The 13,779-nt window shown below is 49.2% G+C and carries 17 protein-coding genes; 12 read left to right on the forward strand and 5 right to left on the reverse strand.

Going from position 1 to position 13,779, the window contains the following annotated elements; all coding sequences use genetic code 11:
- Positions 1–37: 37 nt before the first annotated feature.
- Together AK95_RS07535 and AK95_RS07540 are read left to right on the forward strand one after the other, a co-directional pair.
- Complete coding sequence (locus AK95_RS07535; protein ID WP_006207301.1) at positions 38–205, forward strand: CxxH/CxxC protein; 168 nt, start codon at positions 38–40, stop codon at positions 203–205.
- A gap of 268 nt (positions 206–473) precedes the next feature.
- Positions 474–1,508, forward strand: a complete 1,035-nt coding sequence (locus AK95_RS07540) for a GTPase (protein ID WP_071219361.1) — start codon at positions 474–476, stop codon at positions 1,506–1,508.
- Between the two features lie 107 nt (positions 1,509–1,615).
- Here AK95_RS07540 and AK95_RS07545 read toward each other — a convergent pair whose 3' ends face one another.
- The 3 genes from AK95_RS07545 to AK95_RS33385 form a co-directional block, all read right to left on the reverse strand.
- On the reverse strand, positions 1,616–1,909 hold the full coding sequence (locus AK95_RS07545; RefSeq protein ID WP_071219362.1) for a hypothetical protein: 294 nt from the start codon (positions 1,907–1,909) through the stop codon (positions 1,616–1,618).
- A 108-nt stretch (positions 1,910–2,017) separates the two neighbouring features.
- Entirely contained in the window at positions 2,018–2,470 is a 453-nt protein-coding gene (locus AK95_RS07550; RefSeq protein ID WP_481855821.1) for a HEAT repeat domain-containing protein, read from the reverse strand.
- A gap of 57 nt (positions 2,471–2,527) precedes the next feature.
- Positions 2,528–2,689, reverse strand: coding sequence for a DUF3934 family protein (locus tag AK95_RS33385; protein WP_074961815.1), 162 nt, complete (start codon positions 2,687–2,689; stop codon positions 2,528–2,530).
- A gap of 265 nt (positions 2,690–2,954) precedes the next feature.
- Here AK95_RS33385 and AK95_RS07555 point away from each other — a divergent pair, with 265 nt between their 5' ends.
- The 5 genes from AK95_RS07555 (at position 2,955) to AK95_RS07575 (ending at position 7,276) form a co-directional block, all read left to right on the forward strand.
- Entirely contained in the window at positions 2,955–3,533 is a 579-nt protein-coding gene (locus tag AK95_RS07555; RefSeq protein WP_071219364.1) for a TetR/AcrR family transcriptional regulator, read from the forward strand.
- Positions 3,534–3,610: 77 nt separating this feature from the next.
- Complete coding sequence (locus AK95_RS07560; RefSeq protein ID WP_235613046.1) at positions 3,611–4,735, forward strand: cytochrome P450; 1,125 nt, start codon at positions 3,611–3,613, stop codon at positions 4,733–4,735.
- A gap of 269 nt (positions 4,736–5,004) precedes the next feature.
- The gene (gene rlmH / locus AK95_RS07565; protein ID WP_071219366.1) at positions 5,005–5,484 is read left to right on the forward strand and encodes a 23S rRNA (pseudouridine(1915)-N(3))-methyltransferase RlmH; all 480 of its coding nucleotides are present in this window, start codon (positions 5,005–5,007) and stop codon (positions 5,482–5,484) included.
- A 241-nt stretch (positions 5,485–5,725) separates the two neighbouring features.
- Positions 5,726–6,130: a VOC family protein gene (locus AK95_RS07570; RefSeq protein WP_071219367.1), complete on the forward strand. Its 405-nt coding sequence runs from the start codon at positions 5,726–5,728 to the stop codon at positions 6,128–6,130.
- Positions 6,131–6,613: 483 nt separating this feature from the next.
- Positions 6,614–7,276, forward strand: coding sequence for a DUF998 domain-containing protein (locus AK95_RS07575; protein WP_071219368.1), 663 nt, complete (start codon positions 6,614–6,616; stop codon positions 7,274–7,276).
- 252 nt (positions 7,277–7,528) lie between these two features.
- On the opposite strand, the gene AK95_RS07580 is transcribed toward AK95_RS07575, so the two are convergent.
- Positions 7,529–8,065, reverse strand: a complete 537-nt coding sequence (locus tag AK95_RS07580; protein ID WP_071219369.1) for a dihydrofolate reductase family protein — start codon at positions 8,063–8,065, stop codon at positions 7,529–7,531.
- A gap of 192 nt (positions 8,066–8,257) precedes the next feature.
- On the opposite strand from AK95_RS07580, the gene AK95_RS07585 reads away from it, so the two are divergent.
- The gene (locus tag AK95_RS07585; RefSeq protein ID WP_071219370.1) at positions 8,258–8,620 is read left to right on the forward strand and encodes a winged helix-turn-helix transcriptional regulator; all 363 of its coding nucleotides are present in this window, start codon (positions 8,258–8,260) and stop codon (positions 8,618–8,620) included.
- Positions 8,621–9,046: 426 nt separating this feature from the next.
- On the opposite strand, the gene AK95_RS07590 is transcribed toward AK95_RS07585, so the two are convergent.
- Positions 9,047–10,153: a PRK06851 family protein gene (locus AK95_RS07590; RefSeq protein ID WP_083397555.1), complete on the reverse strand. Its 1,107-nt coding sequence runs from the start codon at positions 10,151–10,153 to the stop codon at positions 9,047–9,049.
- A 311-nt stretch (positions 10,154–10,464) separates the two neighbouring features.
- Here AK95_RS07590 and pnuC point away from each other — a divergent pair, with 311 nt between their 5' ends.
- The 4 genes from pnuC to AK95_RS07610 are packed head-to-tail and all read left to right on the forward strand — an operon-like array spanning position 10,465 to position 13,667.
- Positions 10,465–11,142, forward strand: coding sequence for a nicotinamide riboside transporter PnuC (gene pnuC, locus AK95_RS07595; RefSeq protein ID WP_071219372.1), 678 nt, complete (start codon positions 10,465–10,467; stop codon positions 11,140–11,142).
- Positions 11,139–12,173: an AAA family ATPase gene (locus tag AK95_RS07600; protein ID WP_071219373.1), complete on the forward strand. Its 1,035-nt coding sequence runs from the start codon at positions 11,139–11,141 to the stop codon at positions 12,171–12,173. The genes pnuC and AK95_RS07600 overlap by 4 nt, the downstream gene beginning before the upstream one ends.
- Before the next feature lie 54 nt (positions 12,174–12,227).
- Positions 12,228–13,112, forward strand: a complete 885-nt coding sequence (locus AK95_RS07605; protein ID WP_071219374.1) for an NUDIX domain-containing protein — start codon at positions 12,228–12,230, stop codon at positions 13,110–13,112.
- Between the two features lie 3 nt (positions 13,113–13,115).
- Positions 13,116–13,667: an NADAR family protein gene (locus AK95_RS07610; RefSeq protein WP_071219375.1), complete on the forward strand. Its 552-nt coding sequence runs from the start codon at positions 13,116–13,118 to the stop codon at positions 13,665–13,667.
- Positions 13,668–13,779: the final 112 nt, after the last annotated feature.

Below are 13,779 nucleotides of genomic sequence, written 5' to 3' on the forward strand. Positions count from 1 at the left end.
ACACAACATGAGGCGAAAGATAGAAAGGATGCATAGAATGTACGTCGTATGCAAGGAACATGTGGAACTAGCGATCGAAAATTTCGTGGATGAATATGAGGATGCCCCGGATATTGTTGATCTGAAGGAGACCGAGTTTTCGGACTGGGACCCACCGGTGAAGTGCGCGGAGTGCGAGAAGCATGCTGAGTTTTTAGTTGTGTAACGTGAACATGTTAATTAAATAAATAATGCGAATGAGAAAGCGTGATGATTCACGCTTTTTTTGTTTAGACTTTCTTGGGGAGCGGTTTCCTTCATGAACAGCCTTTTCATGGAGTGGACGAAGAGGTAAGTAATAAGTATGGCCAAACATTCCGATCGTTGTCTCTGGAATGAGCAACCGGCTTCGTTGTACAGACCTTCATAGTGTATGATGGATGTATAGATTACAACGAGGCGCGATAACCTATCGTGAATGGAGACGATCAGAAATGGGTGACTACAGAAGATCATGGGAAGACGAGATCAGCCGGGCAGCTGATGAGGCATATGAGAAGGAAATGGATGAAATCAACCGTCAGCTGAAGCAGGAAATTCTCATCGCTCTGATTGGTGATGTGAACACAGGCAAGTCCTCTACCATGAACCGGATCGTAGGTGAAGAGGTCGCTGGCGTCGGGGCAGAGCCTGGAGAAACGACGGAAATTAAACCGCATAAGTACAAGGAACATATTTACTTCATAGATACACCCGGGTTGAATGATGTGAACATCGCGAACTCAGAGATAACCTTGAAATACTATAAACAAGCGGATATCGTTCTATTCTTCCTGAACGCTGCCGGCACTGTCTTCTCCGAGGCGGAGAAGAAGTCCTTCGAGATGATTCAGGCCGTGAACACGAACATCTTGATCGTGCTGAACAAAATTGACGCTGCAGATGAGATCGACCGTCTGGTGGCGCGGATCAAGAAGGAGACCGGAGGTCGCTATGAGGTTGCGCCGGTATCCTCACGGACGGGTGAGAATATCGACCGGCTGCGAAGCAGCATTCTGGAGATGCTTAAAAAAAAGTCTAAAGACATTCTCTTTGCCAAAAGCATCAAGGAGAAGTCTGCTACTGCCAACGGATGGATCATCGGAGCCTCGATCTCGGCAGGAGCGGTAGGCGCATCACCTATTCCGGGATCGGATATTATTCCGATTACCGGCATTCAGGTGAGCCTGCTTACCAGGCTTGCGGTGCTGTACAATAGGCCGATCAGCAAAGAGACGGCGAAGGAACTGGTCATCGCTACGATATTCGGCAATATCGGCAAGAGCATTTTTCGGCAGATCGTGAAGGTTTTCCCTGGAGCGGGATCGGTTGCCGGAGCGACGGTAGCGGGTGCCACCACCCTGGCGCTGGGATATGCGGTGAAATACGCGTACGAGCACAATATCGAGATCAATACGGCGAATATTACGAAGCTCTATAAGAAGTTCAGGGATAAGGCGGAGACGGAATCGGAATCCAAGTCCGAGTGAGCGTGGAGGATCATGTCATATGCCAGCACAGATGGCGAATGGAATAGAAAAAGGGGCCTTGGGGCCCCTGATCATAGCTGCGAGATAGCAGCAACATTATCATTGATTTACTTAATGGCAGCCGCGTAATCAGCTTTTGCCTGCTCCAGCATCGATTTCCAATCCGGAAAATCGGTTTCTCTTGAAACATGACGGTCAAACAGTTCATCCGGAATGTTATCGATATCTTCGTGCGTTTCCACTTGGAAGTTACCTTTTACGACAAAATCCCCAAAACTGCTGTGGGATGAATGTTTACGCATAAACGATTCATTGAACAGCTTTTCCAGAGAGATGTTATCCGGATCCTCCTGTACCGATTTTTGGCCTTGTAATTCCTTCAACAGATCATCAAACGACATGGGCTTTTGCTTTCTCAGAGTACCACTCCTATAACTAATATTTGTGTTCAGTATAACATAACCGGATTTCTCATATACATAGTCAGCTCCGGAAGGCTTGACGCGCTGTTATCGTCTTAATAACGAGGACCAGGTTTGCTCCAGCCAGTGATCAAAATCAGCGCCTTTGTCACCTTCGTACGTGTCGTAGATGTCGACCCTCATTTTTTTTAATTTCTCTTTGAAGTCTTCATACGTGTGGTCACGGGGAAGGCTTTTTTTGATGCGCAGCAGCACCTTCGAAACGTCCTTCATCAGCTCGCCTTTGGGTCTTTCCGGCATCTGCACGTCCTCCCCAAAGGCCAGAAGTTTACGATAGGCTGCCTCTCGCACCTGATAAACCGCATCCGTATTCAGTCTATGCAACAAAATATCAATGGATTTCTGATTTTTCCAATTTCCTAACGCTTCCACCGCATCTAAACGTTCTCTCCAATTGGCGTTCCGGTTGGCGGAGCTTTTGAGCTCCTCATAATTCTCGGGCATATCCGCTATCAATTCTTGATTGTCCAATCCGTTCATCTCCTTCATTATGATGTATCAGGTCGATCTGTACCATATGTTCATTATGGGGTACCTTTATGATTCTCGGCTTTCCGATGTACCGTCTGCCTGCTTGGCCCCTTTACTGGTATAAGGTTTAGGTTTACTCTTCGCTCTTCTCGCACTTGCATCCCAGCGGCTCCAGCCCTTCTTGCCCGTGCCTCTGCCTGTTCCGCCCTTGCCCTTGGATTTACTCAATCAATCACTCCGTTACGGTATATTCTTGTTCCTATATGCTGATTGTTTACCAGCACTGTTGAAATATACACTGTATTGGGCCATATGTATAGGATACCACGGAAATCAGCATAAGAATCGAAATATAAGGGCAAGAATTCCGGTATTCGTGTAGGCATGTCTTTCGGTTGACTAATTTTTCCCAGCGTGGTATCTTATTTTTGAACTGACCAGTCAGGACAAGAACAATGAACTGAAATATAGATGTGAAAGGGCCGATCCAACTGTGAGCAAAGATAAAATTATCCAAGCAGCCATTGAAGTATTCTCCGAGAACGGATATCACCGCGCAAGCATGGACGAGATTGCCGCCCGCGCACAGGTCGCCAAGGGGACTCTGTACTATAACTTCCCGGGTAAATCCCAGCTCTTCAAGACGGTGGTGAAACAGGGCTTCGAAGATATCATGCAGCGGACGGAGGCAGATCTGAATTCCTCCCTGCCAATGAAGGAGAAGATGGAGCGCACGATTCGCCATCATCTGGATCTGTTTCTCGAATCCCGCCATTTCTCGCACATCGTGTTTAATGAGATCTCGAACGGTATCGAGCAGGATGTCCTGGATGAGTTAAAGGAGCTGAAAAGGAATTATTTAAGCTTTCTGGCAAGGATGATTGAGGAAGGGCAGTGTGAGGAGAACCTGTGCCGTGCCGTTGATCCCGACTTGGCCGCTGCCAGCATAGTCGGTACGCTGGAGAGTACCTGCAATTATTACCTGAATCATCAAGATCGGTATTCGCGGGACGATTTGGAGCGGTTTGCCTTCACAATGATTACCCAAGGCCTGTTTATATCGCTTGAATGAGCAGGGCCTTCTTTTTTTAATTATGTATTACTGACCAGTCAGTTCAAATTTTGCGATGGAAAGCGAAGGTGTTAAGCATGGAATGGAATAAGAACGGTTTACTCCCGCTGGAATGGTTCCGCCAGATGAGAACGAAATCTCCGGTAACGACGATGGATGGCAATGGAGCATGGAATGTCTTTAAGTACGAGGATGTCAAAGCCGTCTTCACGAATTACGAAGTGTTCTCTTCCCAAGGGGGCTCTTCTACCGATGATCCCATTGAATCCAGTGTTCTTCGGCAGGATCCTCCGAAGCACCGTCAGCTGCGTAAATTGGTATCCCATGCTTTTACGCCTCGCATGATCGAATCGCTTGCTCCCAAGATTCAGGAGATTACGACATCCCTGCTGGACGAAGCGGAGAAGAAGGGGAAGATGGATATCGTGGCCGATCTCGCAAGCCCGCTGCCGATCACGGTGATCGCGGAGATGCTCGGCGTATCGATGGAAGATCGGGAACGGTTCAAGGCCTGGTCGGACGCGTTGGTGGGTGACAATGGGGAGGCTTATTATCAGTGTCAGCGGGAGATGAGCGAATACTTCTCGGAGATCGCCGAGGATCGCCGTCGCCATCCGCAGGAGGATCTAATCACCAAGCTGGTGGAGGCGCGTATTGACAATGAACACCTCACCGAACTGGAGATTATCGGGTTCTGTATTCTCCTTCTCGTAGCGGGTAATGAAACGACAACCAATCTGATCTCATCGGCGGTGCTCGCCTTGGACAGTCTGCCTGAGGTCCGTGCAGAGGTGCTTGGAGACTCAGCGCTGCTTCCAGGGGCATTAGAGGAAGTCTTCCGTTACTTCTCCCCTGTACAAGTGATGTTCCGCAGCGTAAAGCAGGACACGGTGCTGCGGGGGCAGGAGCTGAAGCAAGGGCAGTACGTTTATATCTGGATGGCCTCAGCCAACCATGACGAGGATGTGTTTGATCAGCCGGATGTATTCAACATCCACCGTAACCCGAACCCGCATCTGGGCCTGGGAAGCGGCATCCATTACTGCATGGGCTCCCAGCTGGCCCGTATGGAGTCCCGGATTGCCCTTCAGACCTTGTTGGACCGTTATCCCGAATTTCGTCGTGATCGCTCGGTAGAAATGGCACGGATGGATAGCACGATGATGTTCGCGCTGAAAGAGCTGCCGATCATTTTAAAATAGATAGGAAGAGAAGAGCCACTCTTAGGGAGAGTGGTTTTTTTTCGATAATTGATGTAAGTTGGTCAAACTCGGTCGAGCAAGCTTAGAAGTAAACGAGTTGGCGATTCTCAAAACTCTAATGCTCTGCTGGATTGATTTTGTATTGAAAAGGAAATGTGGGAGCTTGCTGTAGGAAGGCGGGTCGGGGGCTGTGTATGTCCTTTAATTGGTGGCGGTACAATGTTAGAATGAACGACATAACAGCAGACTTTAAGGAGCGAAAATACGCCATGAATATACAGATGGTATGCGTAGGCAAGTTGAAGGAGAAGTATCTGGTGCAGGGCATTGCCGAATACAGTAAGCGTCTTGCGCCTTACGTGCGCCTGTCCGTGCACGAAGTGCCGGATGAGAAAGCGCCAGAGAACATGAGCGAAGCGGAAATGCGCCAAGTGCAGGAGAAGGAGGGCGTGGGCATTCTCAGCCATATCAAGCCAGACACCCATGTCATCGCCCTCGCGATCGGCGGCCAGCTGTGGTCCAGCGAGGACCTGGCGGCCCATATGGACAAGCTGGGCACGTACGGGACCAGCAACGTGGCTTTTGTCATCGGCGGCTCTAACGGCCTCTCCGAGGACGTCTTGAAGCGCGCCCAGACGAAGCTTAGCTTCGGGCGGATGACCCTGCCGCACCAGCTGATGCGGCTGGTGCTGGTGGAGCAGATTTACCGGGCGGTGAAGATTAATCGGGGGGAGCCGTATCATAAGTAACGGCAAGTTTTTGTTGTACAGTAATACGTTTCAAGGGAGCAGTGAATGAACAAAATAGATCGTTTGTCGGCCATCGTGATGGAGCTGCCCAAAGAATGCTAAAATGCTACTGACATAACGTTGTCAGTAGCATTTTTTTATAATTGGACATGTAAATGTAAAGGAGATAGATAAGGAAAAAGTATGTTTTACAACGGCTGTGGGACACAGCCAAACCTATTATTAGGAAGGATGATATCTTGTGAATTTCGCTTCTGTACGCATCATTACGGACGACGTGGATCGTCTCGTCGAGTTCTATGAGAAAGTCATGGGGGTTTCGGCGGAGCGACCCGCACCCGTATTTGCCGAACTCGTTATGCCATCATGCACCCTTGCCATCGGCCACTCCCAGACGGCGCAGCTATTCGGCGCCGGTTCCGTAGTGGGGGCCAATAATCGCACTATCATTATTGAGTTCCGCGTCGACGATGTCGAAGCCGAATATGTGCGCTTGAAGCCATTTGTCGATCATTGGGTAAAGGAACCGACCATGATGCCGTGGGGGAACCGTTCTATGCTGTTCCGCGATCCCGATGGCAACCTTCTTAACCTCTTCGAGCCGGTGACCGAGGATGCGATTAAACGGTTTAGAGGTAGACATTGACGGGCAGTAAGGCTGGCCTTAAAACTTGCCGTTGTGTAATTTGTGAAATCAACGGTATGCCTAGAATACGATTACGTTTGATTATTTACAGGATCAGCTTCAAACGTTTATGTCGTGATGGATCCGGAAAAGTTGTTGCATTTTAATAGAATCAAGTAATCGAGTATTAATTAGTGGAGGCACCTCTGAATTTGACGAAACACATTTCAGGGGTGCTTTTTGATTTTTTCAGAGAAAGGAATTAATTTGGACGATATTTTGAGAAAAGGTCGGTCCAATTGTCGATCATACCGTCACTAATTCGTTGTATTAACAGAGCGAACGAAATCATGCCGTACAAGGCACAGAGTCTTAGATCGAGTTGAGGTGTGAATGATTTAATCTTCGCGGACTTATGGCAAACGTATTAGATCAAATGATAAGGAGCGCTAAAGATGAACGAAGAAGTAACCTGTAAATCAAATATAAAACGGAGGTTTACGTATGCAACTCAAGTTCGAGCCTAACAAGAAGCACAAGAAGCCGGCCTCAAAGCGATTGTTGACCGCCGGCGTGATCTCCGCACCTTTTTTCTATTTCGTGTCGGTCGTTCAGATCTTTACGCGGACTGGCTTCGATATCCGACGGCATGCAATCAGTACGCTTACGCTCGGAGATTGGGGGTGGATCCAAAGCATCGCATTTATCATTACCGGCCTTCTGGCATTATTGGGTGCTGCGGGTATGCGATCATTATTGCGAGGTGAAACAGGAGGATTGTGGGGGCCGATATTGATCGGACTGTATGGAGCTGGCATGGCGCTGGCCGGCTTATTCCGCCCAGATCCGGGACTCGGATTCCCTGAGGGTGCTCCTGAAGGGATCCCAGTTACAATGAGTCCGGAGGCAGCGATCCATTCCTTCGCATTCTTTACGGCTTTCATTTGCCTTATAGCGGCCAGTATTATACTCTCCATTCGATTCGCGCGCTTGGGGGAGAAAAGGTGGCAGTGGTATTCGGTTGCAACGGCGGTAGTCGCGCCGCTTCTAATTGCGGGAGGAATGGGGACAGGGGTGTGGACCGGTGTCATCATGGGGTGCGCAGGACTGGTTGCGTTCGGATGGGTCTCGGCATTGTCAGGTAAACTTCTTAGCGAACTCGCTTGATTGATATGCCATTGCTTAATTATTCATAATCATACTAGCACGCTAGGGGATGAGGAGATTGGATGGTCCGTTTACAGAGTCCAATAGATCATGAAAGGCATAGAGATATGAGTTGCACAACAGTCCCCCTCTGCAATTTGGCAGAGGGGGCTGCTGTTATTTGTAGACAAAAAGTCAAGGATACAAACATTAATGTCGGACCTAAATAAACGTAAATAATGGATAAGTAGAGAAACTGAAGGAATTTGGCATCTATCGGTCAATCGCATATCGCAGCTGAACGACATCGCTGCCGAGAGGTTTGCAGTCTAGCAATCGCACAGACTTGAAACGGTAATTGTCCTTGTCGATTAGCAGATTTAACCCTTTACCCTCTAATACAGGCGCCACATTGAAAATCACTTCGTCTACAAGACCTTGTTCTAAAAACGAATTGTGAATATCCGCACCGCCGCCAATGAGAGCGGTTAGGTGTCCTTTCTGTGAGAGGTAGCTTATTGCTTCTTGTGGCGACTTTACCACCGTTATGCCGGGAATGTTTTCAATGTTCTTAGACAATACAACGATGTCGATCCCTGCGAAAGGACCTTCCGTGTTTACCTGTTCCTCTTGGGAGACTCGGCTTGGGTCTGACATTTCCTGAAACGTCTTACGTCCGACAATGAAATTTCCTGCTGCTTTTGCTTGTGCTGCGAAGTCTTCCAACGCTTCCTTTTTCGGTGGGTTATCCGGGCTAGATTGTGCATAATTGCCGTTCGCAGTTAGGGTTGCCCATAAAGTGGTTTTCATTAAACGTCCTCCTCATTTTCGATTCTGTTAACTTCAGGTTAGCACGATTCCCCGATTTGGATGTTCGTATGGCTTTAATCATCCTTCAGGGTCTCCCCTTTCCATTCACATGGTAATCGATTTATGGTACATTTGAAAAGTAGTTACATTTATGTGCAATAGTTTCAAAAAATGAACTATGGAGTGATCGCGATGATGGATCGTACCTGCCCTGGTACCGTTGAACCGATTCTGGAGATTTTGGACGGAAAGTGGACGCTTCTTCTTTTATTCGAATTATTTAACGGAACCAGGCGTTTCGGGGAATTACGCCGGAGGTTGCAGCCCATTAGTCCGAAAACTTTGACAGATCGCTTGCGACTGTTAGAGGAAAAAGGAATCATAACACGTACGCTCTACCCAGGCATACCACTACATGTCGAATATGAACTTACGGAGAGTGGGCTAGGTTTGCAGCCGATTTTCGCCGCAATGTGGACGTGGACACAGGAGCATGGCGCATATTTACGGAATAAGACTGATGAAAAGGGCCAAGGTGATAATGAAGTAATGTGATTATGCTAACAAGTATTAGAAAGGGCTGAATTTGGAATCGATTTCCTGCCCGGACTTGCGTGAACCGTGTGGCAATCTCTATAGTAGAGGGGAACGATCGAGCGGGAAATTGCTGCATCCGGCTAATATTGCGGATAATCCGGCGAATATGCGGCAGGAGAACGAGAATAAATCTGACCGATGTTGGCCGAGAACCTCGCGTCGGGAGTCGCGAGAGGTTCCCGATCTAGCGACTGAGCCGTCATTTTATACTTACATGTCTGCAATATGATACGGCACGAAAAAGAGCTGGCGGTACGTTTCCGCTAGCTCATTTTTAATGCTTTTATTCCCCATGACATGGCCGCCACCCTGGCATAAACGTCCGGCTCCCGGCCGAAAAATCCGTATCCGTGCAGCGTTTGAGCGCTGCCCATGGGATCTTTATTATGAGGGCTGAATGGAGCCGATCAGTGCATTCAATTCCGACTGTAGTTGCAGATGGAGTTTCTCTACGATCGAAAAATCGGTGGCCGCAACATAGTAGGCCTTAATCTGAGAATCGATGGCTTCGAGTTCCGCCAGATGGGAGGTAGCCTCTTTCATTTTTGCCGAATAGCGTGCTTTGATACCGGCTATTTCGGCAGCATAGGCTTCATCGGTACCAGGGGCTATCGTCCGTGTGTACATATCTAGGATCTCATCCCCGTCCCGATCGGGGAAGTATTCATGCGGAGCGGTACTGTCGAAGATCGCTGTTTGAAGCTCCGGGAATATCAGCATATCCAGACTGTTCGGATCAAAGCCGCAATGAAACACTTGAACGTCGATTCCTTTCTGTTCGGCAGCGGAGGCAAGCTTTTTCAGCAGCGTCGATTTGCCGGATCCCGCCCTTCCTTTGATGAAAATCCGTCTTTCCAGCTGAGCGGTCAAGCTTTGAATAAAATCGAATGCCCCCCTCGGAGTCGCAGCTCCGAAAAACAAGTGACGCGAAGCGGTTGACGTATCGCTTTCATGACCGGCGTATAATTCTTGAATCAAATCCTGTGCAAGCTGGTCGGCCTTCGAGAAGTCCATATTTTCGATATAAAATTTTTCCCACTCGTCATGAATCCGCAATGCCGTTTCGAACGTTTCATACGCTTTTGAATAGGCTCTCTCAAGCTCGCCTTTAAGATCTTCTATCGTGATGAAGTGTTCCGGTAAAATAAGGCTGTCATCAAACGCTTCCTCAAAATCGATAAAGACGATTTCACCCGCCGCGCTATCCGAAATCCCCTTACAGACTCGCCCGTCGACAATACCAACCTTCAATTCCGTGCAAATGATGCCATCCAGTTCGTCGGGACAGAGAGGGGAGTGGAAGCATTGTACATGCAAGCCTTGGTCCAGCAGGCTATCAGCCAAGCTTTGCATGACCGTCGATTTCCCCGTGCCTTGGGGCCCCGCAAGGACAAATATTTTGTTCAGCCCACCAAATGCGGACTTATACAAGAAATGAGCCCCGCGCGCAGTGTTGCCGCGGGCAAAATAGTGAGATGATTTTAGTACCAAACCTAAACCCTCCTTTGTGCCTATTCCGATTCGCAAAGTAGACAGAATAAGCATGATTGGGATAGTGCCTATTCATTTGTATATTCCGCATTGTAACAAGTGGTGTTCGTCCTCTCCCATGATTTTTGCTAATTGTTGAAGGGACTACAGAAGTTAAAAGATCAAGCCTGCGATAAATGGGGAGATTTCACTTGCCCTGCGCAGGTTTTTCTGTTAGTTTGATAGTAACAAAGTGTTATTAACAAAATAATACTAAGTGTAATTATGTGTCTTCGTTCTATAAATAAGTGGAGAAAGCGGAGGGATGTAATGTGAAAAAGGTTGCGCGTGGCTGGAATCTGTTCGAAATAGCGTGGTTGGCACTGTTTACCTCGATTGCTGTGGGGTTTACGGTGATTTCTAAGGACTCTTTATTCGGTTTTACCGTTTTTATTACTGGGGTGCTATGCGTGGTGCTTGCGGCGAAGGGCAATCTGATGAGCTATGTTTTCGGCATGTACAATACCATCGGTTACGCTTATCTGGCCTATATTAACGGGTTGTTTGGAGAGGTTATGCTGAATCTGCTATTCTTCGTTCCGATGAACGTCATTGGCTTCTACACGTGGAAAAATCATCGCCAAGACGGCAAGCTGATCATGCGCCAAATGGAACTTAAAGGTCTGCTTCTCGTTGGGACAGTTTGCGTTTTAGGCTGTTTGCTGCTGGGATTTGGGCTTTCGTTCATCCCGGGACAGAACTCGCCTTACATCGACGCTACTACGACGGTGCTGTCCGTTGTGGCCACCTTTTTAATGGTCCGCAGATTCAAGGAACAATGGCTGGTCTATATTGTGTTGAATTTGTTTACGGTGCTGCTGTGGGCGATTCGATTGCTGGAGGGCAGCAGCGAAGGCATGCTGATGATCGTCATGTGGAGCGCGTATTTGGTTAATGCGGTATACGGCTATTACAATTGGAACAAAGGGGCCAAGGAGGTGGCGGCATGAAAACGCTCGGATTAACGCTGGGGAAGTTTGCCCCGCTGCATAAAGGGCATCAGTTCATGATCGAAACGGCACTGCAGGAGGTCGATGAGTTAATCGTGGTCATTTACGAGACAACGGTCACGCCGATCCCGCTTCATATTCGGGCGAATTGGATTCGACGACTATACCCGGCAGTCCGGGTCATCGAAGCTTGGGACGGACCGGATGGGTATTCGGATGACAGGGAGCATGAGATTCGGGAAGAACAGTATATCCTCCGTTTACTGAACGGGGAGCAAGTAACGCATTTTTATTCGAGCGAGTTTTACGGCAGGCATATGAGTCTTGCTTTGGGCTCGGTCGACCGGCGGGTCGATGAAGCCCGCGAGCGGGTTCCGATCTCTGCAACGATGATTCGTTCCGACCCATATAAGCACAGGGAGTTCATAAGTGATATCGTGTACCGGGACTTAATCACGAAGGTGGTATTTGTCGGGGCGATGTCGACGGGGAAGTCGACGATCACCGAAGCGCTGGCACGGCGGTATAACACGACCTACGCGAGTGAATACGGGCGCGATTATTGGACCGAGCATCAGGTGGACCGCAGAATAGGTCTGGAGGCGTTTGATGAAATCGCTCTGGGCCATATCGAGCGTGAAGAGCAGGCTTTGCTTGCGGCGAACCGATTTCTGTTTGTCGATACCAATGCGATTACGACGTATATGTTCGCCATGGATTACCACGGCCGGGCACCGGAGGGATTAACGCGGATTGCTCTGGAGAACGCGCAGCGCTACGATCTGTTCTTCTTGTGCGACGACGATATTCCTTACGACGATACGTGGGATCGAAGCGGGGATCAGAAGCGGCATGTTTTTCATAAACAGATTATCGCGGATTTGAAGGAGCGGCGCATTCCCTACATTACGCTGCGGGGGAGCCTGGAAGAACGTATACGCAAGGCAGACGAGGTGCTGGCGAAGTTCGAGCCCTATCGAAACTATTTCGGGGAGCTAAAACGGTTAGAATTAGATGCAGGCAGGGAGTAAAATGAACCCATAACCACAACCCATTTAGAATCAAAAAACAAGGAGGCGCCCCCATTGGACTTGTTGGATCGGGACGGACTTACGGAACGCGAATTTTTGGAGCAGTACCGGGCAGGAGATTACGAGCGACCTTCGGTGGCAGCCGATATGGTGATCTTCACGGTTACGGATGAGGCGGCTGACAGTTATCGGAAACTACCCGAAAAAGAGCTCCGCATCCTGCTCATCCGCAGGGGAGGTCACCCCTTCCTGGGTAAATGGGCGCTGCCTGGCGGCTTTGTCCAGCCGAGCGAGACGACTGAGCAGGCTGCGGCAAGGGAACTGCGCGAGGAAACCGGCGTGGACGACGTTTATTTGGAACAGTTGTATACGTTCAGTGATATCGGGCGAGATCCCCGAACCTGGGTGATGAGCTGCAGCTACATGGCCCTGATCAACAGCGATAAATTGGAGCTTAAGGCGGGAGACGATGCGGCCGACGCCGCTTGGTTCAAGGTCTCCTATCGGCTGCTGCGGGAGCAGAAAGAGCTGATGGAGGACGGATACGTCAAGACGCTGGAGTATGAACTCAAGCTAAGCGGTGAAGAGGAGCTTTCGGCGATCGTGGCGAGGACGTTGACCGTGAAGACGACATCGACCAGCACGGAATATAAGATCGTATCGAATAACGGTTTGGCCTTCGACCACGCGAAGATTATAGCATGCGCGATCGAGCGGCTGCGGGGAAAAGTGAGCTATACCGATATTGCGCTGCACTTAATGCCAGAGCTTTTTACATTGACGGAGCTGCAGCAGGTTTATGAGGTCATTATGGATAAAGAGCTATTGAAGGCGGCCTTCCGGCGGAAGGTGGCCGATCTCGTGGCGGAGACTGATCATTACACCGAAAATGCGGGACATCGGCCATCCCGCTTGTATCGGAGAAAACTGGGGGAATAACCGATGATTTACAATCTCGATGAGCTAAGAAAAGCTTATAACGAAGGAAAAACGTTCAAGTATGTATTCTTTTGGGGCCATACGCCGCCTAAGGACGGGAGCGTCGACAAAAGCTGCTTCAGCCAGTGGTGGATGTGCCCGTTCACGGTAGAGGGGACGGAGTATTCCTGTGCCGAGCAGTTTATGATGGCTGAGAAGGCAAGGCTGTTCGGCGACAACGAAATGCTGGAGTCGATCCTTACGGCTAAGCATCCCAAGGAGATGAAGGCTTATGGGCGCGCGGTCCGAAACTTTGACAAGGATACTTGGGACAAGGAATGCTATGGCATCGTCAAAAGAGCCAGCTTGGCCAAATTTTCGCAGAATGCGGAGCTTGGCGACTATCTCAAGTCGACGAAGAACCGTATCCTCGTCGAAGCCAGCCCGCAGGACCGCATTTGGGGGATCGGCATGAGCCAGTCCAATCCGGATGCGGAGAATCCCGTGAAATGGCGGGGCCAGAACCTGCTGGGGTTCGCGCTGACCGAAGCGCGGGACGAGTTGCTGCAGAGATAGTTTTTTGGCAGGAAGTCTTTCGATTGACAGCAATTAGAATACGTGATAATTTCACGGTAGGATAATAAAGGCAATGCAACCTTCGGGTTCAACCTCGCTGAGAAGTGGGTTG

The sequence above is a fragment of the Paenibacillus sp. LC231 genome, from assembly GCF_001860525.1.
GTDB lineage: Bacteria > Bacillota > Bacilli > Paenibacillales > Paenibacillaceae > Paenibacillus_AQ.